21 protein-coding genes are annotated in these 19,983 nt (G+C 32.1%); 8 read left to right on the top strand and 13 right to left on the bottom strand.

Annotated features, from left to right (window positions below):
• Positions 1-1,299, top strand: a complete 1,299-nt coding sequence (locus tag HNP90_RS07680; RefSeq protein ID WP_012068258.1) for a phenylacetate--CoA ligase family protein — start codon at positions 1-3, stop codon at positions 1,297-1,299.
• Between the two features lie 13 nt (positions 1,300-1,312).
• Positions 1,313-1,738, top strand: coding sequence for an ACT domain-containing protein (locus tag HNP90_RS07675; protein WP_012068259.1), 426 nt, complete (start codon positions 1,313-1,315; stop codon positions 1,736-1,738).
• 2 nt (positions 1,739-1,740) lie between these two features.
• Here HNP90_RS07675 and HNP90_RS07670 read toward each other — a convergent pair whose 3' ends face one another.
• On the bottom strand, positions 1,741-2,277 hold the full coding sequence (locus HNP90_RS07670; RefSeq protein WP_012068260.1) for a MarR family transcriptional regulator: 537 nt from the start codon (positions 2,275-2,277) through the stop codon (positions 1,741-1,743).
• A 385-nt stretch (positions 2,278-2,662) separates the two neighbouring features.
• Here HNP90_RS07670 and HNP90_RS07665 point away from each other — a divergent pair, with 385 nt between their 5' ends.
• Positions 2,663-3,013, top strand: coding sequence for a hypothetical protein (locus HNP90_RS07665; protein WP_012068261.1), 351 nt, complete (start codon positions 2,663-2,665; stop codon positions 3,011-3,013).
• A 214-nt stretch (positions 3,014-3,227) separates the two neighbouring features.
• On the top strand, positions 3,228-3,662 hold the full coding sequence (locus HNP90_RS07660) for a hypothetical protein (protein ID WP_012068262.1): 435 nt from the start codon (positions 3,228-3,230) through the stop codon (positions 3,660-3,662).
• A 3-nt stretch (positions 3,663-3,665) separates the two neighbouring features.
• On the opposite strand, the gene HNP90_RS07655 is transcribed toward HNP90_RS07660, so the two are convergent.
• The 8 genes from HNP90_RS07655 to HNP90_RS07620 form a co-directional block, all read right to left on the bottom strand.
• Positions 3,666-4,223 carry a YqhA family protein gene (locus tag HNP90_RS07655; protein ID WP_012068263.1) on the bottom strand — a complete coding sequence of 186 codons (558 nt, stop codon included), beginning with the start codon at positions 4,221-4,223 and terminating at the stop codon, positions 3,666-3,668.
• A 94-nt stretch (positions 4,224-4,317) separates the two neighbouring features.
• Positions 4,318-6,258, bottom strand: a complete 1,941-nt coding sequence (gene uvrB / locus HNP90_RS07650) for an excinuclease ABC subunit UvrB (RefSeq protein WP_012068264.1) — start codon at positions 6,256-6,258, stop codon at positions 4,318-4,320.
• Positions 6,255-7,838 (bottom strand): excinuclease ABC subunit UvrC, encoded by a 1,584-nt coding sequence (gene uvrC, locus HNP90_RS07645; protein ID WP_012068265.1) that lies wholly within the window; start codon positions 7,836-7,838, stop codon positions 6,255-6,257. Before uvrC ends, uvrB begins: the two co-directional genes overlap by 4 nt.
• Before the next feature lie 7 nt (positions 7,839-7,845).
• Entirely contained in the window at positions 7,846-10,701 is a 2,856-nt protein-coding gene (uvrA, locus tag HNP90_RS07640; RefSeq protein ID WP_012068266.1) for an excinuclease ABC subunit UvrA, read from the bottom strand.
• A gap of 126 nt (positions 10,702-10,827) precedes the next feature.
• Positions 10,828-11,247, bottom strand: a complete 420-nt coding sequence (locus tag HNP90_RS07635) for an EamA family transporter (RefSeq protein ID WP_012068267.1) — start codon at positions 11,245-11,247, stop codon at positions 10,828-10,830.
• Between the two features lie 9 nt (positions 11,248-11,256).
• Positions 11,257-11,460, bottom strand: a complete 204-nt coding sequence (locus tag HNP90_RS07630; protein WP_012068268.1) for an exodeoxyribonuclease VII small subunit — start codon at positions 11,458-11,460, stop codon at positions 11,257-11,259.
• Between the two features lie 20 nt (positions 11,461-11,480).
• Positions 11,481-12,704, bottom strand: coding sequence for an exodeoxyribonuclease VII large subunit (xseA, locus tag HNP90_RS07625; protein ID WP_012068269.1), 1,224 nt, complete (start codon positions 12,702-12,704; stop codon positions 11,481-11,483).
• A gap of 94 nt (positions 12,705-12,798) precedes the next feature.
• Positions 12,799-14,142 (bottom strand): MATE family efflux transporter, encoded by a 1,344-nt coding sequence (locus tag HNP90_RS07620; protein WP_048060478.1) that lies wholly within the window; start codon positions 14,140-14,142, stop codon positions 12,799-12,801.
• A 134-nt stretch (positions 14,143-14,276) separates the two neighbouring features.
• Between HNP90_RS07620 and HNP90_RS07615 the strand changes: the two genes are divergently transcribed.
• Both HNP90_RS07615 and HNP90_RS07610 read left to right on the top strand, forming a co-directional pair.
• Positions 14,277-14,594 (top strand): hypothetical protein, encoded by a 318-nt coding sequence (locus HNP90_RS07615; RefSeq protein ID WP_012068271.1) that lies wholly within the window; start codon positions 14,277-14,279, stop codon positions 14,592-14,594.
• Between the two features lie 74 nt (positions 14,595-14,668).
• Positions 14,669-15,589, top strand: a complete 921-nt coding sequence (locus HNP90_RS07610; protein ID WP_012068272.1) for a DNA adenine methylase — start codon at positions 14,669-14,671, stop codon at positions 15,587-15,589.
• 19 nt (positions 15,590-15,608) lie between these two features.
• On the opposite strand, the gene HNP90_RS07605 is transcribed toward HNP90_RS07610, so the two are convergent.
• Positions 15,609-15,779, bottom strand: coding sequence for a hypothetical protein (locus HNP90_RS07605; protein ID WP_012192958.1), 171 nt, complete (start codon positions 15,777-15,779; stop codon positions 15,609-15,611).
• Positions 15,780-15,902: 123 nt separating this feature from the next.
• Here HNP90_RS07605 and HNP90_RS07600 point away from each other — a divergent pair, with 123 nt between their 5' ends.
• Complete coding sequence (locus HNP90_RS07600) at positions 15,903-16,157, top strand: PRC-barrel domain-containing protein (RefSeq protein ID WP_011868608.1); 255 nt, start codon at positions 15,903-15,905, stop codon at positions 16,155-16,157.
• Positions 16,158-16,180: 23 nt separating this feature from the next.
• On the top strand, positions 16,181-16,984 hold the full coding sequence (locus HNP90_RS07595; RefSeq protein ID WP_012068273.1) for an aspartate dehydrogenase: 804 nt from the start codon (positions 16,181-16,183) through the stop codon (positions 16,982-16,984).
• A gap of 52 nt (positions 16,985-17,036) precedes the next feature.
• On the opposite strand, the gene HNP90_RS07590 is transcribed toward HNP90_RS07595, so the two are convergent.
• From HNP90_RS07590 to HNP90_RS07580, 3 genes are all read right to left on the bottom strand, one after another.
• Positions 17,037-17,966, bottom strand: a complete 930-nt coding sequence (locus HNP90_RS07590; protein WP_012068274.1) for an EF-Tu/IF-2/RF-3 family GTPase — start codon at positions 17,964-17,966, stop codon at positions 17,037-17,039.
• A gap of 284 nt (positions 17,967-18,250) precedes the next feature.
• A complete protein-coding gene (gene dps, locus HNP90_RS07585) occupies positions 18,251-18,802 on the bottom strand; it encodes a DNA protection during starvation protein (RefSeq protein WP_012068275.1) in 552 nt (183 codons plus the stop codon).
• Between the two features lie 128 nt (positions 18,803-18,930).
• The gene (locus tag HNP90_RS07580) at positions 18,931-19,740 is read right to left on the bottom strand and encodes a ZIP family metal transporter (RefSeq protein WP_012068276.1); all 810 of its coding nucleotides are present in this window, start codon (positions 19,738-19,740) and stop codon (positions 18,931-18,933) included.
• Positions 19,741-19,983 lie beyond the last annotated feature (243 nt).

Here is a 19,983-nt window from a genome sequence, read left to right as displayed (position 1 = left end):
ATGATTTGGAATGAAACTATTGAATGCATGGGCCGAGAAGAGATGAGGGAACTTCAAAGTAAAAGGCTTTCTGAAACTGTTAGTCGTGTTTACCATAATGTTCCTTTTTATCGGAAAAAAATGCAAAGTATGGGAGTTTACCCTGAAGATATTCAAAGTATTGACGATCTTTCAAAATTGCCATTTACAACAAAACAGGATTTAAGAGATAATTATCCTTTTGGAATATTTTCAGTTCCCATGAGTGAAATTGTAAGAGTTCACGCATCTTCTGGAACCACTGGAAAGCCAACAGTTGTTGGATACACCAGAAGGGATATTGCAATGTGGTCAGAAGTTGTTGCAAGAGCATTAAACTGTGCCGGAGCTTCAAGAGATGATTTTATCCAAATTGCTTACGGATATGGTCTTTTTACCGGCGGTCTTGGACTGCACTACGGAAGTGAAAAGTTAGGTGCAACTGTAATTCCAATTTCTGGCGGAAATACTCAAAAACAGGTTCAATTAATGGCTGATTTTAAAACAACAGTTCTTGCATGTACTCCTTCATATGCTCTTTATTTAGCAGAAGCACTCGAAGAAGCAGGAATGACTGCGGATGACATCAGTTTGAGGGTTGGAATCTTTGGTGCAGAACCTTGGACTCCTAGCATGAGGAAAGAAATTGAAAATAAACTTGGAATAAAAGCAATGGACATTTATGGGCTTAGTGAAGTAATGGGGCCAGGTGTAGCATGTGACTGTGAATATCAGGCAGGGTTACACGTAAACGAAGACCATTTTGTTCCAGAAATTATCGATCCAAATACATTACAACCGCTTCCTGCAGGAAGTGAGGGCGAACTTGTGTTTACAACAATTACAAAAGAAGGAATGCCTCTTTTAAGGTACCGGACAAGGGATTTAACTTCATTAAATTATGAAAAATGTGAATGTGGAAGAACTCTTGTTAGGATGAACAAGTGTACTGGAAGAAGCGATGATATGTTAATTATAAGGGGAGTTAATGTTTTCCCATCACAAATAGAAAGCGTTCTTTTAGAAATGAGCGAAACAAAGCCACACTACTTATTAATAGTAGATAGGATAAATAATTTAGACGTTCTTGAAGTTTGGGTGGAAGTTGAAGACCAGTTCTTCTCAGACAAAATCAGCATGCTTGAACAATTAAGCAAAAAAATCAAGCATAACATAGAAAGTACTCTCGGAATAAGTGTTAAAATTAAGCTTGTAGAGCCAAAAACTATCGAAAGAACCGAAGGAAAAGCTAAAAGAGTAATTGATAACAGAAAACTTTAATGGAGGGGTTAATATGATTATCAAACAATTATCAGTATTTTTAGAAAATAAATCCGGAAGACTAAAAGAAGTAACTGAGATACTTGAAAAATCTGGAATAAATATTTCAGCACTCAGTGTCGCAGACACATCAGATTACGGAATTTTGAGAATGGTTGTTTCAAACCCGGATCTTGCATTGAAAGTTTTAAAGGAAAATAGATTTTCAGTTAGCTTAACTGACGTTATATGTATATGCATTCCAAATGAGATAGGCGCTCTTTCAAAAACCCTTGATATTCTTTCAAAAGAAAACATCAGCATTGATTATGTCTACGCATTTTCAATGGGCGATAAAGCACTCGCAGTTTTAAGAACTGAAGACGTTAAAAAAGGAATTGACGTATTAAAAGATCATAATACCGAAGTTTTGGAAGCAGAAGAAATATACTGCATCTAAATTTATTTTATATTTTTTTTAAAGTTCATTTCTTTTTCTTCCCGTAAAAAATGGTTGATATTAAACATATCTATTTCCAAATGCGTTTTTCCAGTAACTATAATGTAATTGTCATGCAAAACATATTTTAAGCAGTTTCCAAAAAGTTCTATGATTGATTTTATCAATTTAAGATGGTTTCGAATCTGGTACGTTGCATTGAATTTTAGGATAAGCATATCCTGTTGTTCAAAAATTCTGCATTCATCGTGGTGTTCCATGACCTTTTTTATAACATTCAAACAGTGCGTTTTTTCATGCTTTAACCGTTCTTTGTCGTCACATAAGAAATAGTAAGGGTTTGTTAAAAAATAAATCGTGCTGTTTTTTGGCCCCTTTACTTTTCCAATTAGTTTTTTTTGGATCAAAGAATTCATGGATTTTGAAATACTCCTTATACTTTCTTCTTTTGGAATTCCAGATAAGTCTTTTAACTCATCGGTAGTGAGTATTCCATCGTTATTGTAAAATTCGTAAAGTATGTCGTCTTGGGATACCATGTTTTTCCGTTCCAGATTTAATTTATAGAGTATGAATGTCTTTCATTAAATACTTTTTCAAGGATTTTGGATAAAAATAGGACTTAAATGTACAAAATCGATTATTTCTTTAAAATTTAGATTTTACAATGTCATTTAACATATAACTTACTTTTTACACCACGCCGTACAATATATGGAGTTCAACTAGATAATTATCAATGCTATTTTTGAAATAGATCTAAGAATCAGATTTATCACAAATGTGTAAAAATAGCTTTAATTTTTATTATATTCTTTTTTTGGATTCCTATTTTTGAAAAAAGCAAAAATATTCCTTTTACCGATATATTTAAATGCAATGTTAACCCATATATTAGTTTACTTCCTTTGGAGGGGATTTTTGATGAGGGGCAATTTTGAAATACCTGAAGAATTAGAAGATTTTGAACCTGTAATAAAACCTGGCGCGGAAGTCATAAATGTTTCTCGATATGCAAAAAGGAGGGGCTTTATTGAACCAGTATACATAACTAGAAATGTTTATGATGCCATTTATCCGGATGAAGACGATAGTATAACTTATTTCAAACGACTTTATTCTATCCTAAAACAAATGAGGGGGGAAGTTAGTGAACAAAAATGTCCATTTATAACTTTCACCCATGAAATGTCAAAAAAGTCTAAAACTGAATTTATGGCTGTTAGATATCAGGAACATGGGGATAAAGCCTGGTATTTATTAATGCCGAGATAATATTTTTTTAAATTTTAATTATTTATTTGCTTGACGAAATAATGGTTAATGTAGGAAGTACCCGTCGTTTTGTTCAAAATTTTTACTATTTTAAACTTTTCAAAAGATATTAATATCGGAATGAAAACAGAATTATTAACGATTAATCCAATCTGCGTATTAATCCAGATTTCCCATAATCAACCACATAATTATTTAATTATCGAGGGGTATTTTGGATGAATATAATCATGAATACAGATATTACCTGTATTTAGTTAAAAATTCCGATAGTTTTGAAGAATGTATTAAAAATAACGTGGAAATAGTTCTAAAAATTCCAGAATTGCTTGAGGTAGTTTCTCAGGAAATTTCGATTGCAGAAAAAATGTTTTTATTATACCACAATAAATGTTATGGTTTTGAAATATCAAAATCTGACAAATATGCTCTAAGTTATTTTAATTATCTGCGAGAAAATATTTTGTATGATATATACTGCAAAAAATGTTTAGATATAAATATTTCAGAATCAGAAAACCATTATTTTTATGAATTAAACATAAAAAAAGCTCCAGTATACAGGCATGATTTATTTATTGAATATATCCTCAGTGAATTCAATAGTTACATCGAGGTACTGGCTAAATTAAAAAATGCAGTAGTTTAAAAACTACACTTTTTGTTTGTGCATGAAATAAACTCCAAGAGATATTGCAAATATGGATATTGCCATATAAATCATGTCTAGAGACGTTTCAAAGTGCATTGATAGAACTCTCTGGAAAAAGCTGACAACCAAAACCATTATTATAACTTTTATAATTTTACTTTTTAGTTCATCAAGGGTATAAATTTCTAAAATGTTTGAAACATCGCCATCTGCTCTTGCTATATCTATTTTTGAGATAAATAATTCGTATATGCCAAAACTGAATATTAAAAGTACAACCCCGATTAGATAAAGGTCAACCGCACCGATAACACCAATTAAAATTTGATTATGCTGTTCGCTACTCATTGGATCCGAAATGTATTCTAAGATTGTATGAAATATTTCCGCAGATCCTGCTAAAAATAACGTAATTGATCCAAGGGTTCCAAAAATAACTGCTAAAACTACGACAAATCTAGAATTCCAGAGTGCAAGTTCAAAAAAATGTTCAAAAAAACCCTGTTCACTAATATTTTTGATCCCGTATTTTTTCTTAAATTTGTCTGTTTTTCCCATAACCAACCTCATGTAACAAAATATACCTAACAATAATCTTTATTTTAAAAAGTTTTATGTTTTTCGACTAATTAATTTAAAAAAGAAAAATAGATTATTTTAGTTTTTTCTTCAACTTTGCAATATTATCTCTTATTTTAATTGCTTTTTCAAATTCGAGAGCTTCTGCAGCTTCATACATTTCAGCTTCAAGTTCAATAATGACATTTGGAATATCTGCTACAGGAATATGTTTTATATCGGAAATATCGACGACTTTTTCTCTTATTGGTTTTACAATCGTTTTTGGAGTGATATTGTGCATTTCGTTATAATCTTTTTGTAAGTTTCTTCTTCTTTCGGTCTCAGAAACCGCTTTTTTAATCGAATCGGTCATTTTGTCAGCATAAAGCACAACTTTTGAGTTCGCATTTCTTGCAGCACGACCAATTGTTTGAATCAAGCTTTTATCGTTTCTCAAAAACCCTTCTTTGTCGGCATCGAGTATTCCAACAAATCCAACTTCTGGAATATCTAATCCTTCCCTTAAAAGGTTTATTCCAACAAGGCAGTCAAATTTTCCAAGCCTTAGATTTCGAATGATTTCAGTTCTTTCAATTGTATCTATATCCGAATGTAGATACCTTGCTTTAACTTGGCGTTTTGCTAAATATTCTGTTAATTCTTCTGCAAGCCGTTTTGTAAGGGTTGTAATCAGTACCCGCTCCCCCTTTTCGACCATTTTTTCAGTTTCTTTTATTATATCTTCAACCTGATTTTCAATCGGTTTTATTTCAACTTCAGGGTCTAAAAGCCCGGTTGGTCGGATAATCTGTTCTACAACCTGATTGGAGTTATCTAACTCGTATTCTCCGGGGGTGGCGGATACAAAAATTACATTGTTCATGTATTTTTTAAATTCTTCAAATCTGAGGGGGCGGTTGTCATATGCACTTGGAAGTCTGAATCCGTAATCGATTAATGACTGTTTTCTTGATCTGTCTCCTTTATACATTCCACGAATTTGTGGGATTGTCTGGTGGCTTTCATCAATTACAATCAAAAAATCTTCCGGGAAATAGTCTAAAAGGCAGTATGCAGGTTCTCCTTCTTTTCTATTTTCAAAATGCCTCGAATAATTTTCAATTCCCTTACAGCTTCCAGTTTCTTCGATCATTTCTATATCGTAGAGAGTTTTCTGCTTCAACCTGTGCGATTTTAGCATGTCTAAATTTGGAAGCCATTCATCTAGTTCTTTCAAAATGGATTTTATCGCATTTTTCTTATCTTCTTCAGGAATTACGAAGTGTTTTGCAGGGTACATATAAAAGGAATCCAATTCATGTTTTTTGGTCATGTTTTTTGGATCTAATTCATATATTCTATCAATTTCATCACCAAACATTTCAACTCTTACGATATCATCTTGATATCCAGGAATAATATCTAAAGTATCCCCTTTTACCCTAAATCTTCCCGGGACTAATTCCATATCGTTTCGTTCGTACTGAATATCCACTAATTTTTCAATAATACCGGATCTTTTAATTTTTTCCCCAGTTTTTAGTTCAAAACCCATCTCTTTGAAGAGTTTTGGGTTTCCAAGGCCGTATATACAAGAAACAGATGCTACTATTATTACGTCCCTTCTCGAAAGAATTGCAGAAGTTGCACGAAGACGCATCTGCTCAATTTTCGGGTTGATTTGTGCATCCTTTTCAATATATTGATCTTTTTGTGGAATATATGATTCTGGCTGGTAGTAATCATAATACGAAACAAAGTATTCTACTCGATTTTCGGGAAAGAAGTCTTTAAACTCATTATAGAGTTGTGCCGCAAGTGTTTTATTGTGCGCAATTACCAGAGTTGGTTTTTGAACTTTTTCAATCACATTTGCAATTGTAAAAGTTTTTCCAGAACCTGTAACACCAAGCAATGTCTGCTTACTTTTTTCTGAATTTTTTTCAAGGTCATTCACAAGCTCTGCAATCGCGTCTGGCTGGGATCCTTTTGGTTTAAAGTCTGCTTTTAATTTGAAATCTGGAAAACTCATTTTATCAATTCCTTTTTTCTAAGTAATCGATTGTAATTTATCGCAAATCTGTGCGCTTCATCACGAATTTCTTGAATAAAAAGGGATGCTTTTTCATTTTTCTTTATTGGAAGTGGATTTTCAATTCCTGGAGCATATATTTCTTCTTCTCGTTTTGCAATTGAAATTATTGGAATTTTAAGTTTTAATTTTCGAAGTTCAGAAAATGCTGACGAAAGTTGGCCCTTTCCACCATCAATAACTATTAAATCAGGTAATTCTAAATTTTCTTCAATTAATTTACTGTATCTTCTAAACACAACTTCTGAAATCGATTTGAAGTCATCAATTCCAGAAACAGTTTTTATTTTAAATCTGCGGTAATTTTTTTTGTCAGGTTTTCCGTTTCTAAACTGGACCATCGACGCAACGGTGGACGTTCCTGAAAGATGCGATATATCAAAGCATTCTATTATTTCTGGAGGTTTATCAAGCATTAATTTATTTTTTAAGCTTTCAACTTTTATTTCATTTCCATTAACGTAAATTTCAAGATTTTTAATTGCAAGATCTAAAAGCTGCTTTTTTTCTCCTTTTTGGGGGATTTTGAAAGCGACTTTTGAACCTTTTTTTTGAGATAAGTAGTCTAAAAGTGCATCAGAATTATAATCTTTGGATTCTTCTTCAAGATTTTTTGGTAGGCTGGAAATTATAATCTCAGACGGAACTTCGTTTTCCAAATAATATTGGATTAAAAACTCTTCAAAGAAATTTTCTGTGTAATCAAATTCAAAGTATTTTCTATCAAAGAGCGTTCCTTTTAATACGTTAAAAACCATCATGTGGATTTTTCCGCTTTTTTCAAGAATGCCGATTACATCTTCGTTGTATTTTACATCTCTTTTAACATTTTGACGGGTTTTTAATCTTTCAACTGCATTTATTTCTTCTCTAATTACCAAAGCTTCTTCAAACTGCAAATTTTTTGATTTCAAATCCATTTCATTTTTAAGTTCATGAATTAGTGAATCAATATTTCCTTTTAAAACATATTCTGCCTTTTTTATTTGATTCAAATAATCTTTAGAAGTTATATCGCCACTGCAAGGTGCAGTGCAGTTTTTTATATGGTGCCTTAAACACGGGCGTTTGTGCATGTTTTTACAAGACCTGATTTTAAAAGTCTTTTTTAAAACATCTAATACGTAATCCCGTTCTTTTGCCGATGTAAATGGCCCGTAGAATTTTCCTTTTTCGGATTTATTTCTCGATATTCCGATTCTTGGAAAATCTTCTTCGCTAATGTAGATATATGCATAATTTTTCGAATCTTTCAGGTCAATATTGTATTTTGGGCGGTATTTTTTGATTAAAGTACTTTCTAAAATTAAAGCTTCGATTTCGTTATCAGTTACAATAAATTCCATGTCATAAATTGATTTTACAAGCTGTTCGGTTTTAGGGTCGTGATTTTTTTTGTTAAAGTAGCTACTAACTCTTTTTTTCAAGTTTTTTGCTTTCCCAACGTAAATTACGGTTCCGGATTCGTCTTTATAAATATAGCAACCGGGATTTTTTGGAATATCTGAAATATTTATCATATTATCTTTAATTTTTAGAAAGAATGTTTTTTAAGAATTTTCCAGTATGGCTTTCTTTACATTTTGAAATTTCTTCGGGAGTTCCTGTTGCAATTATTTCGCCACCAAAATCCCCGCCTTCAGGTCCAAGATCTATTATATGGTCAGCACATTTTATTACATCGAGGTTATGTTCAATTACAACTACGGTATTTCCTTTTTCAACGAGGCTGTTTAATACATCGATTAATTTTTTAACATCGTGGAAATGAAGTCCTGTTGTTGGTTCGTCTAGTAAATATATCGTATTTCCAGTAGCTCTTTTTGATAGTTCTCTTGTTAATTTAATCCTTTGAGCTTCTCCTCCTGAAAGGGTCGTGGAACTCTGCCCTAATTTAATGTAACCAAGTCCAACATCGCACAAGGTTTTTAATTTTGTCGAAATTTGCGGAATATTTTTGAAATGTTCTCTCGCTTCTTCAACGCTCATGTTTAAAACGTCTGAAATTGATTTTTCCTTGTATTTTACTTCGAGAGTTTCTCTATTGTATCTAGCACCTTTACACTCCTCACATTCTACAAAAACATCAGGTAAGAAGTTCATTTCTATTTTTATGACTCCATCGCCCTGACAGTTCTCACATCTTCCGCCTTTGACATTAAACGAGAATCTTCCTGGCCCATATCCTTTTACTTTTGCTTCTTTGGTTTCTGCAAAAACCTGCCTGATTTTATCGAATACCTTCGTGTAAGTTGCAGGATTTGATCTTGGAGTTCTTCCAATCGGACTTTGGTCAATTACAACAACTTTATCGATTTCCGAATCAATTTCAAGGTTGCACTTTTCTTTCGTGTTTTCATAAAGCTGATCTTCAAAATCAAGTTCTTCAAAACTTTCTTCGGATTTTATTTTTTCTTTCAACGCAGGGTACAAGTTTTCATAAATTAAAGTGGATTTTCCACTCCCGGATACTCCCGTAATCACGTTAAATACTCCGGTGGGGATTTCAACAGACACATTTTTTAAATTGTTCTGTTTACAGTTTGAAAGTTTTAAAAATTTGCTACTTTTTCTTCTTTTTTCAGGCACTTCGATTTTTAATTCTCCTGAAAGGTATTTTCCAGTTAAAGAATCCTTATTTTTCGAAATTTCAGTCGGTGTTCCAACTGTAACCACATCTCCACCATGAACTCCAGCACCTGGACCCATATCTACGACATAATCTGCATTCAAAATTGTATCTTCGTCATGCTCAACAACAACGAGAGTGTTATCTAAATTTCTTAGTTTATGGAGTGTTTCGATCAATTTTTGATTATCTCGCTGGTGAAGGCCAATTGATGGTTCATCGAGTACATATAAAACACCAGTTAAATTTGATCCAATCTGGGTTGCAAGCCTGATTCGCTGAGCTTCTCCACCTGAAAGTGTTCCTGATCGTCTTGAAAGAGTTAAATATCCCAAACCAACATCATTTAAGAATTTTAATCTCGATTTTATTTCTTTTATGACTTGTTTTGCAATTTCATACTCTTTATCTGTTAATTTTAAATTATTAAAGAATTCTTCGGCTTTTGAAATTGAAAGGTCGGTTAAATCGATAATTGACTTATCTTCTATTTTTACGGCAAGTGCTTTATCTTTTAAACGTTTTCCACCACATTTTGGACACAAACTGACTGTCATGAACTTTTCAAGTTCTTTTCTCCGGTATTCTGATTTAGTTTCATTATATAATCTAATGGATTGTGGAATAAGCCCTTCCCATGGTTTATTTTGACTCCATTCAGTATCCCCACTGCCGTTTGATACTTTAAAATGAATTTTTTCAGGACTTCCATACAGCAATATATCAAACTGTTCTTTTGAAAGGTCTTTTATTGGCGTTAAAACCGTAAAACCAAAATGGTTTGCAACCGCCGCCAAATGTTGTGACCTGTATCCATCAAGGAAGTTTCTATAAAGTGCAACTGCACCGTCAGCAATACATTTGGTTTTATCGGGAATTATTAAGTCCGCATCAAACTCCATTTTTATTCCAAGTCCACTACAGTATTCACATGCACCAAATGGGCTGTTAAATGAAAACATTCGTGGTTGAAGTTCTTCGAATGAAATACTGCAGATAGGGCATGCTAAATTTGAAGAATAAATTTTTTCAACTTCTTCGTTATTTATACTGCCAGTTACGATTAAAAGTCCGCCTGAACGTTCAAGTGCTCTTTCACAGGCTTCAACAAGCCTTGAATGATCTTCTTTGGGATTTAATCTATCTATAACAATTTCGATATCGTGTTTTTTGTATCTTTCAAGTGTTATTTCGTCATCCGTTCTGTAAATTTCGCCATTTACACGAATTCTTGCAAAACCTTCAGAATTCAAGTCCTTAACGAGTTTTTGATACGTTCCTTTTTTCTGTCTTACAATTGGGGATAATATCGTTACAGTTTCAGAAAATTCTTCTTCGATTTTCTCAGCTATTTTTTCAGGACTCTGTGATTCTATTCTAATGTTGTGTTCAGGACAGTATGGAATTCCAATTCTTGCATAAAGTAATCTTAAGTAGTCGTAAATTTCAGTAACTGTTCCAACGGTACTTCTTGGGTTTTTACTTGTTGTTTTCTGCTGTATTGCAATTGCAGGGGATAGTCCTTCAATACTGTCAACATCGGGTTTATTCATAAGCCCTAAGAACTGCCTCGCATATGCTGAAAGTGATTCAACGTACCTTCTCTGACCTTCGGCATATATCGTATCAAATGCTATCGTGGATTTTCCAGAACCTGAAACTCCAGTTACAACTATTAAATTATTTCTTGGGAGTGTTAGCGAGATATTTTTTAAATTATGTTCTCTCGCACCTTTGATGATGATATCTTTCATAACTATCATTTGGACTAATTTGGATTAAAATTTTTATAAAAATATGGGTAACGATATATAAAATAAAAACGGTACGAAAATCGGATAATTTATTGATGTAAAGTGCGCAATTAATCCGACTTTGAATTATTTATTAATTAAAATTAGTCCCAATATACAAAATGAAATTCCTAAAACTTTTAAAAAACTTATATTTTCTTTAAATAAAAGTATTCCTACAGGTATTAATAAAACTGCAACTGCAACATATGCAGTAAGTGCCGCAACGCTTACATTCCAACCTGCACGGTAAACAAGTAAAAATCCAAGCTCTAAAAACACAATAGAAATTCCAAGTACGTAAGTTGCCCAGTTTAAATTTTTGACAGATTCTACGATATCGATTTTTCCATTCAGGATAAAAATTGCAACAACTGTCGAAATTATCGAAACGAGGTATGTAACCATAAGTGAAACGTATGGGTTTGCACCACTTGAAATTGATTTTTGGCAGATGTGGTAGAGTATACTTGCTAAAACTACGATAATCATTGAGATGTAATACATAAAATCCCTTTATTCGTCGTTAAAGTCAATTTCGCCGTTTTCAGTTAGAATTTTTATCTTTCCTTCGGCGTCATTTAAAATCTTATAAAGTTTATTGCTTAATTTTATCCCTTCTTCGTAGTTTTTCATGGCTTCTTCAAGAGATAATTCGTCATTTTCCATTGAATTTACGATATTTTCAAGTTTTTCAATCAATTCTTCATAATTATCCATAAATATCACCTGTATCGTTTTTAATCTTTCAAAGTAATATGTGCATCAATGGTTCCATCTTTTAATGTAATTTTTACATTATTTTCCGTTTTAAACGAATTTTTGGAGTTCATAACATTATCATTTTCATCCTGTATGATGCTGTAGCCCTTGTTTAATACATTTAATGGGTTATATGCATTCAAAAGCGAATATGATTTTTCAAAGCGTTTTAATTCGTAAGAAATCTTGTTTTTAATTTCATGATTCATCAAAGTCATGATTCTTTCAATATATAGTTTTTGCTTTTCTATTTTGGATTTAGGGCTGTTTTTTTCTATTTTTGAATAAAGAATATCTAATTCGTAAGAACGGTTTGCAATTTCAATTTTCATGCGGTGTTTTAGTATTCTTTCAAAGTTATTTACCATCGATTTCAATTCATTTTCATTGTAAACCGTAAGTTCTGCAGCATTTGATGGTGTTGCCGCCCTTAAATCGCTCACAAAATCGGAAATGGTAAAGTCGATTTCGTGCCCGATTCCAGTAACTACTGGTTTTTTCGATTCAAAAATTGCTCTTGCAAGTGATTCATCATTAAAACACCAGAGGTCTTCCATCGAACCTCCACCACGTGCAATAATTATCAAATCAATTTTTTCAAGTTTATTCAGTTCTAAAAGTCCGGCAATAACTGTTTTTGCAGCAGATTCGCCCTGAACTATTGCAGGATATATAATTAAATTAACAGAACTGTTCCTATTTCGTGTAACTTTGATAATGTCTTTAATGGCAGCCCCTGTTGGAGAAGTAATTATTCCAATGTTTTTTGGATATTTTGGGATTTTTTGTTTATTTGTTTCATCAAACAATCCTTCTTTTTCAAGTTTTTCTTTCAATTTTTCAAATTTTATAAACAAATCTCCAATCCCATCTTTTTCCATAGAATTGCAGTAAAACTGGTATTTTCCGGTTTTTGTGTATAACGAGACTTTTCCTTTTAATATTACACTCATTCCTTCTGTTGGGCTGAAATTTAAGTTTTTAGTGTATGGTTTAAACATTACACAGTCAATCACGCTATTTTCATCTTTTAATGTAAAATAAACGTGTCCAGATTTGTGTAAAGTACAGTTTGAAATTTCTCCTTTAATGGATGCCCGTTTCAATAAATAATCTTCTTCCAAAGTACTTTTTACATAATTATTCAGTTCTGAAACCGTTAGTGTGTTTGAAAATGCACTTTCTAAGGTTAATTGAAGCATATTATGACCATTTTGAAATTTTAGAATTCGGATTAATGTTAAGAAATACTATTTTATTTTTATACTATTTACATAAATCGCTATTTTTAAAATCTTAAATTCTTCGTTTTATCTTTTTAATCTCTTTAGCTATGAAGTAAATGGTAAATATAAGCCCCATGTACTCTGAAAATACTGTGGCCCACCATATCCCTTTAATTCCAAAATATATTGGAAATACAATGATCGCAGGAAGAATAAATATTATAGTTCTTCCTAACGACAAAAAACCCGCGATCCTTGGTTGCTCTGTAGCTAAAAAATACATCGTCAAAACCATTGATACTCCAAGAATTAAAATTGCGAAATTATGTATTTCAAGGCCGACAGTGGTTGTTGCGATTAAATTCGTATCATGTGGATTGAAAATCTTTATTAAAAGATTTGGGAAATTTAAAATTGTTAAAAATGAACAAATACCAAGAATTGCGTTAATGAATACTGCTTTTTTTAATATTTCAAAAACTCTATTAAATTTTTTAGCCCCGTAATTATAGCTTATTAATGGCTGAACGCCTTCTGAAATCCCTAAATACACCATGTATAAAAATGACGTGATATATATTACAATACCGTATGCAGAAACGTCTAGGGAACTACCATACCTTATAAACTGGATATTGTGTACTATCATCAATATTCCAAATGCAAGTTCCATAATAAATGGTGAAAATCCGGTTTTTGCAATTCGTTTTATAATTGAAAATTCAGAAAATGGACTATTCTTTCCAATTTTTACGTTTGATTTACCTAGCAAAAAATGTTTTAGGTACAAAACTGATCCAAGGGCTTGTGCAAACACGGTTGCAGTAGCCGCCCCCATAACTCCAAAATTAAATACAACTATCAAGATGTAATCGAGTAAAATGTTAAATACTGACATCAAAGTCAGTATTATCATAGATTTCTTTGGAAAGCCGTCATTTCGAAGTATTGGGTCAAGAGATATTGCAAAAATTTGTGCAATTGCCCCAATAATTATTATTTTTGAATATTGCAAAACGTAGTTTTCCAAATTTTTCGTAAGATTCAGGCCTGAAATAACTGGATCAATAAACAATAATCCTAAAAATGTAATTATAAAGCTTATTAAGATAATGTAGTAAAATGCAGTTTTTAAAATGCGAGAAGCCATTTCATAATCTTTTTTTCCAAGACTTATTGAAATTATTGCAGAAGCACCCGCTCCAATCATAATTCCAATGGATCCAATTGCAATTAAAACTGGAAATGCGAGTGTTACTCCTGCAAGACCTTCAGCTCCGACGGTTCTTCCAATAAATATCCCGTCAATTATGCTATAAATTCCAATAATGACGGTACCTGCAATTGAGGGGATGACGTATCTCAAAATGAGTTTATTAATATTTTCACTTTTTAACTTTCGAACCTGCTCCATAACTCGCCTTTTCATATTGTAAATTGAATTTATGTTCGCATATGATGTTTTGAAGGATATATTACTTAATAAAACATATATACTTCTTTTTATAAATTTTAATTTAGATAAATGTTAGATCCGGGGGGACAAAAATGATAAGATATGATGGAAGTATTGGGGAAAATGAAGTAATACTTAGAAATATGGAGTATCTTGAAAGTAAAAATCATACTTACGTGTCCGAAATTCTTCCAAAAACCATACGAAGAACACTTTCTGGTATCGACACCATCAATATGACTGAAAAGTTGCTTCCAGAAATACAGGATGAACGGGTAAGAAATGACCTTACAAAAATTTTGAATCTGGAAAAGAAAGGGCTAGTTGAGCATATCATACTCGTATTAAATTATGAATATTTTAACAATGGAGTTAATATCTCAAATGCAGATCTAATTGACAGTTTTTAATTGAAAAAACCTTATTAGAAGATCTATTACCGAAAAATATACATATATTGCCATTATATCTTTTTTGATAACTTATGCCACATGAAGCAAAACCTTTTTTAAAATGGGCTGGCGGTAAAAGAAGGCTTTTAACCCAGTTTGAAAATCATTATCCAGATGAATTAAGGGCTGGGAAGATTAAAAAGTATGTCGAGCCATTTTTGGGTGGTGGTGCAGTTTATTTTAGTCTTCAGAGCAAATATAAATTTAAAAAAGTAATTTTGAACGATATAAATCACGAATTAATGCTTTCTTACAAAGTCGTTCAGAATAATATTAAAGAATTGATTTCTATTTTACAACCAATCGAAGAAAAATTTAATAAAATGACTTTTAGATTACAAAAATTAGAATATTATAAAATAAGAAAAGATTATAATCTCGAAAAATTAAAAATAGATAAAAATGAACCTGCAGATATTATTGAAAACGTTGCAAAGTTTATTTTTTTAAACAAAACCTGTTTTAATGGATTATATCGGATAAATAAGAAAGGAATGTTCAATGTTCCTTTTGGGAGATATATTCGCCCGAGAATATTTGATGAACCGACACTTAGGGGAGTAAACAAGGCTTTAAAAGGCGTAAAATTGATGTGTGAGGATTATAAAAACGTTGAAAATTGTATTGATATTGACGACGAAACATTTATTTATATTGACCCGCCATACCGGCCGCTTCCAGAAACAGTTAGTTTTACTTCCTATTCTAAAGAAGATTTCCTTGAAAAGGATCAGGTGGAACTTAGTAATTGGTTTAAAGATCTGGATGAAAAAGGCGCGTACTTAATGCTTAGTAATTCTGATCCAACAAACACCGATCCAGAAGACCGCTTTTTTGAAGAACATTACAACGGATTTAAAATCGATAAAGTCTTTGCAGGAAGAATAATAAATTCAAGGGTTAACGGAAGGCGAAAAATAACAGAACTAGTAATCAAAAATTATCCAAAATAATTGTAATTTAGGTTATGAATTAATAATGTTCTTCGGAAACCCATTCCTCCCATTTTATGAGTTTGTATCCATCAACCATAACCGCATCACGGATAATATCCAATGTTTCAACGGAATCCCTATTTTGAACTATTTTTTCCCAAATATCTCCATCTTTTTCGAAATAAAATTTAATATATTCGACAAACATGGCCTCACCTCAAAAAATAATTAATAAAACATATAAATGAAGTATATTAAAAATATTAACGATTAACAAAGATTTTATATTACCTTTTTCATATTATTGAAAGAATTTAACGGGAGGAGTAATATGGCAATTAAAATTAGTGACTTGTTGAACAAAAAAATATACACTACAGATGCTATATATGTTGGTAAAGTTTACGACGCCATGGTTGATACTGATAAGGCTGCAATAAGCGGTATTGTTATTACAGATGTTTCAAGCGGATGTTTAAGCGAAAATATCGATGATCCTACGAAAAAAGTAGTATTGCCATTTAATTTAATTTCAGCAATAGGAAATATTATTTTGATAAAGCCTCCAATCACAGGCAGATTTTAATTAATAACCAAGTCGAGATTAAAATGTTGAAAATAGGTGTAGTGGGTTGTGGAGCAATTGCTTCACTAATCACCAAGGCTTTAATGTCAGACAGACTTAACAAGGCAGAAGTTTTGGCTTTTTACGATGGGAACTTGGAAAAAGCAGAAAAACTTGCGATGGAAACAGGAGCTGATTTTTGCAGATCTCTCGATGAACTGGTTTCAAAAGATCTTGATTTGATTGTAGAATGTGCTTCAGTAACTGCAGTTGAAGATACAGTTATAAAATCACTAAATAATGACAAAGATGTTATAGTGATGAGTGTAGGCGCATTTGCAGACAAAGATCTATTTTTAAAGCTTTATAAACTTGCAGAAAAACTTGGAAGAAAGATATACATACCTTCAGGTGCAATTGCAGGAATAGATGCTGTAAAATCTGGGTCACTTGGTAAAATTTCAGAAGTTACGTTAACTACAACAAAACCTGTTCACGGCTTAAAAAGTGCTCTCGAAGAACAGGGATTAAATACTGATGATATAATGGATCCAAAAGTGGTTTTTGAAGGAACCGTTTTCGAAGCAATTTCGAAATTTCCACAAAATATCAATGTTTCTGTCGTTTTATCTCTTGCATCAAAGTACCCTGCAAAAGTAAAAATCATTGCAGATCCTAATTTAATGGTAAATCGGCATGAAATTTTGGTTAAAGGTTCAATTGGAACTATAAAAACGTGTGTAGAAAATAATCCTTGCAAAGACAATCCAAAAACGTCTGCACTTGCAGCATATTCAGCTATTCAATTAATAAAGGATCTTTCAGAACCCGTACGAATTGGAACTTAACTTATTTTTTTAAATTTTTGAAAAAAAGAAATATTTTTAATTATTTTTTATTTTATTCGTATTTTGAAATTCCAATAATCCTAATTTTTGCACTTCCATCTAACATTATAAATTTATCTCCTTTTTCAAATGCAACAGGTTTTAACAGCTTTAATTTTAATTTATTTCCGTTTTTCTCTTCAATTTTACAGCTTACAGTTTGAAGTCCAACGATAATTTGGTATCCTTCACCAACAGCAACTTCTTTATTCATGTACGGGTTCCATTTCATTTCAAGTTCAATTACATCAGAAACATTCAATTCGCCGTTTGAAAGAATCATTCCCCTATCCAAGTCTTCAGTGCTGATTCCTTTCAATGAAAGTCCAACTCTTGAATTAGTTTTAGCTTCTTTTACGTCCCTATCGTGTACCTGAATACTTTTTACCATTGCTTTGTTGTTTGTCGGGTATATCCTTAAGTTATCATGCACAGAAACAGTTCCTTTGTCTACTTTTCCGAGAATTACTGTACCAACACTCCTTACTGAAAAGAAGTGGTCTATTGGTATTTTTACAAATTCGCCACTTTTTTCAACTTCTGGAATTGAAATCATTTTTTCTCTGATTTGTATGTAGTCTTTTTCCAAAATTTCGAAGTTTTTCATTGAGGTATTTGAGATAATTCCTTTCAACTGTTCAATGTCAATGTATTCGCCAACTACTAAAAATCCTCTTTCAACACCGAATAAATCGAGAGCTAGGAGTGTTTCACCGATTTCAGGTTTTATTTCGTCAATAAATACGAGTGCATAGTCCATCATGTTTATAGTATATATTAATGGCTGGATTCTTTCTGGGTACCTTGTAGGTTCGACAAATACTGCTGAATCATCGCCATTTTTGTGATTGTAAAGTGTAATATCTGTTGAAGTTCCTTTTTTTGCGATGTTTTTCCCAGCATCCGCAAAGTCACCAAATAGCCCAATTGTAACATCTTTCATAAGTTTCACCATGTTTCTATTCAAACTGTTTCATAATTAGGTGCTTTTAGATATATAATAGGTGGCATCATGAGAAACACTGTTTTTAAAATTTACGTTAAAACTATTTTAAAATCGTGAATCTGTAAGATTTAACGTATTACAATATTCATACAAAAGATTTACCTGTTGTAATTTTAATTTTGTCCATTTCTGGAAAAACAATAATTTTTTATTGGAATTTTATTTCGAAGTATTTAAAATAGGACATGCTTTTAAAAAAATAAAAAAATAATATAGTTATGTTATTCTAAAAATTTAGATACAAATGGAGACGTTTTTCCCGTTCTAAGGAAGTGTCCTGACGGCCCTTCGCCTAAAAATTCTGAAAACCAGGATTCATGCTGAATTTCTTCATTTAATATTGCAAGAGCCAAGTCATACGTTCTGTGATCTTTTCCTGCAGTCATGTTACAAATTTTTGTGTACTGCTTGACCGCACACTGTTCTGCCTGCAATAAAACTTTGATCATGCTATTAACATCTTTAATATTATCTGGCAGGTATGCAGGTGGGCATCCGGATATATCGTGGAAATCTTTCATATTTTTTGGTAGGGCCCCTCCTAATTCATATATTCTTGGAACAAGCGCTTCAAAATGGTTTCTATCTTCTATTCTAGCAGTTTCTGCAATTTCCTTAAGGCCTTCACCCTCTAATCCAATTAAATTAACTCTTAATATTGTATAATAGTAAAAGGTAGTTAATTCAGCAGCAGCGTTTTTAACCAGGAGTTCAACTAGTTCGTCTACATTAATGCCCGAATTTTCTACCATTTCACGAGACACTTTTGCCATAATATTCACCCCCATATAATATTTATTTTTTAGAAACTAATATATTTTTCCATACAAAAAAGAATTGAAGAACAATTAAACGTTAAAATTAGATTTTAATGGTTTTAAATGATTTTTATATATATATATTATCCCAAAGCCACATCCAAAATCATCATAACTATGAAACCAAGAATTGCAGCTATTGCAGCGCTGTCGATGTTTCCTTCCCTTTGACATTCTGGAATTATATCTTCAATTACTACAAACATCATTGCTCCAGCAGCGAAACTTAGTGCATAGGGGAGTATTGGGGTAAAAATAGTAATTAAAAAAGCCCCTAAAACACCGGCAATAGGTTCAACAATTGCAGAGAGTTGTCCATAAAAAAAACTTTTATTTTTCGATAGTCCCTCCCCCCTTAAAGGAAAACTAACTGCAATTCCTTCTGGAAAATTTTGGATTCCTATACCTAGTGCAAGAACAATTGCCGCCATTAAAGAATCCGCAGACATGTTTAAAGCAAGTGCACCAAATGCAATTCCCACAGCAAGCCCTTCTGGAATATTATGGATTGTTACAGCCAATAAAAGAAGTCGATTTTTATGCCATGTTGTTTTGGGACCTTCTGCTTCTTTTAATGGCTGACCCATATGAAGATGCGGAACTATTTTATCAATTCCTGCAAGGAAAAATGCACCAATTAAAAAACCAAAACTTGCAGGAAACCATGTTAAATTATCCATACTATTCGAAAGTTCAATTGCTGGGGCAAGTAACGACCAAAAACTTGCGGCAATCATAATTCCTGCGGCAAACCCTAGTGAAATATCAAGCAATTTTCGATTAACAGTTTTTGTAAAATATACTAAAGATGCCCCAAGTGCAGTCACTAACCAAGTAAATAGGGTTGCCACTAACGCAAGAAATACCGGATGATACGAAGTTAACGGCATCATAAATTCCCTTACCCCCAAACTTAAATGGTATATTTTCAAAATTTTTTTAATATTAAAAATATAATCCTAGTTTTATATAAAGTTCTTAAGTTGTTCTAAAAAACTTTAATTTATTTTTAAAATCAATATCAAAATCTATATATCCACTAAATCTCAAATTTTATCTATGCATTTAAAAAATCAAGAGGGGTAAATATGGCAGTAATTGGGGAAAAATTCCCGGAAGTTGAAGTTATAACAACT

This window comes from Methanococcus maripaludis (assembly GCF_013760955.1).
Lineage (GTDB): Archaea > AGJL01 > Methanococci > Methanococcales > Methanococcaceae > Methanococcus > Methanococcus maripaludis_A.
This window is presented reverse-complemented; position numbering and strand designations above follow the sequence as displayed.

What these genes read in the sequence shown, in the direction of transcription:
- uvrB (WP_012068264.1), bottom strand. Translation starts at nt 6,258, where the DNA reads ATGAGTTTTCCAGATTTCAAATTAAAAGCAGACTTTAAACCAAAAGGA.
- HNP90_RS07590 (WP_012068274.1), bottom strand. Translation starts at nt 17,966, where the DNA reads ATGAAAGATGTTACAATTGGGCTATTTGGTGACTTTGCGGATGCTGGG.
- xseA (WP_012068269.1), bottom strand. Translation starts at nt 12,704, where the DNA reads ATGCTTCAATTAACCTTAGAAAGTGCATTTTCAAACACACTAACGGTT.
- HNP90_RS07635 (WP_012068267.1), bottom strand. Translation starts at nt 11,247, where the DNA reads ATGTATTACATCTCAATGATTATCGTAGTTTTAGCAAGTATACTCTAC.
- HNP90_RS07630 (WP_012068268.1), bottom strand. Translation starts at nt 11,460, where the DNA reads ATGGATAATTATGAAGAATTGATTGAAAAACTTGAAAATATCGTAAAT.
- HNP90_RS07615 (WP_012068271.1), top strand. Translation starts at nt 14,277, where the DNA reads ATGATAAGATATGATGGAAGTATTGGGGAAAATGAAGTAATACTTAGA.
- HNP90_RS07680 (WP_012068258.1), top strand. Translation starts at nt 1, where the DNA reads ATGATTTGGAATGAAACTATTGAATGCATGGGCCGAGAAGAGATGAGG.
- HNP90_RS07580 (WP_012068276.1), bottom strand. Translation starts at nt 19,740, where the DNA reads ATGATGCCGTTAACTTCGTATCATCCGGTATTTCTTGCGTTAGTGGCA.
- HNP90_RS07605 (WP_012192958.1), bottom strand. Translation starts at nt 15,779, where the DNA reads ATGTTTGTCGAATATATTAAATTTTATTTCGAAAAAGATGGAGATATT.
- HNP90_RS07665 (WP_012068261.1), top strand. Translation starts at nt 2,663, where the DNA reads ATGAGGGGCAATTTTGAAATACCTGAAGAATTAGAAGATTTTGAACCT.
- HNP90_RS07595 (WP_012068273.1), top strand. Translation starts at nt 16,181, where the DNA reads ATGTTGAAAATAGGTGTAGTGGGTTGTGGAGCAATTGCTTCACTAATC.
- HNP90_RS07670 (WP_012068260.1), bottom strand. Translation starts at nt 2,277, where the DNA reads ATGGTATCCCAAGACGACATACTTTACGAATTTTACAATAACGATGGA.
- HNP90_RS07620 (WP_048060478.1), bottom strand. Translation starts at nt 14,142, where the DNA reads ATGGAGCAGGTTCGAAAGTTAAAAAGTGAAAATATTAATAAACTCATT.
- HNP90_RS07610 (WP_012068272.1), top strand. Translation starts at nt 14,669, where the DNA reads ATGCCACATGAAGCAAAACCTTTTTTAAAATGGGCTGGCGGTAAAAGA.
- HNP90_RS07655 (WP_012068263.1), bottom strand. Translation starts at nt 4,223, where the DNA reads ATGGGAAAAACAGACAAATTTAAGAAAAAATACGGGATCAAAAATATT.
- HNP90_RS07600 (WP_011868608.1), top strand. Translation starts at nt 15,903, where the DNA reads ATGGCAATTAAAATTAGTGACTTGTTGAACAAAAAAATATACACTACA.
- dps (WP_012068275.1), bottom strand. Translation starts at nt 18,802, where the DNA reads ATGGCAAAAGTGTCTCGTGAAATGGTAGAAAATTCGGGCATTAATGTA.
- HNP90_RS07675 (WP_012068259.1), top strand. Translation starts at nt 1,313, where the DNA reads ATGATTATCAAACAATTATCAGTATTTTTAGAAAATAAATCCGGAAGA.
- uvrC (WP_012068265.1), bottom strand. Translation starts at nt 7,838, where the DNA reads ATGATAAATATTTCAGATATTCCAAAAAATCCCGGTTGCTATATTTAT.
- uvrA (WP_012068266.1), bottom strand. Translation starts at nt 10,701, where the DNA reads ATGAAAGATATCATCATCAAAGGTGCGAGAGAACATAATTTAAAAAAT.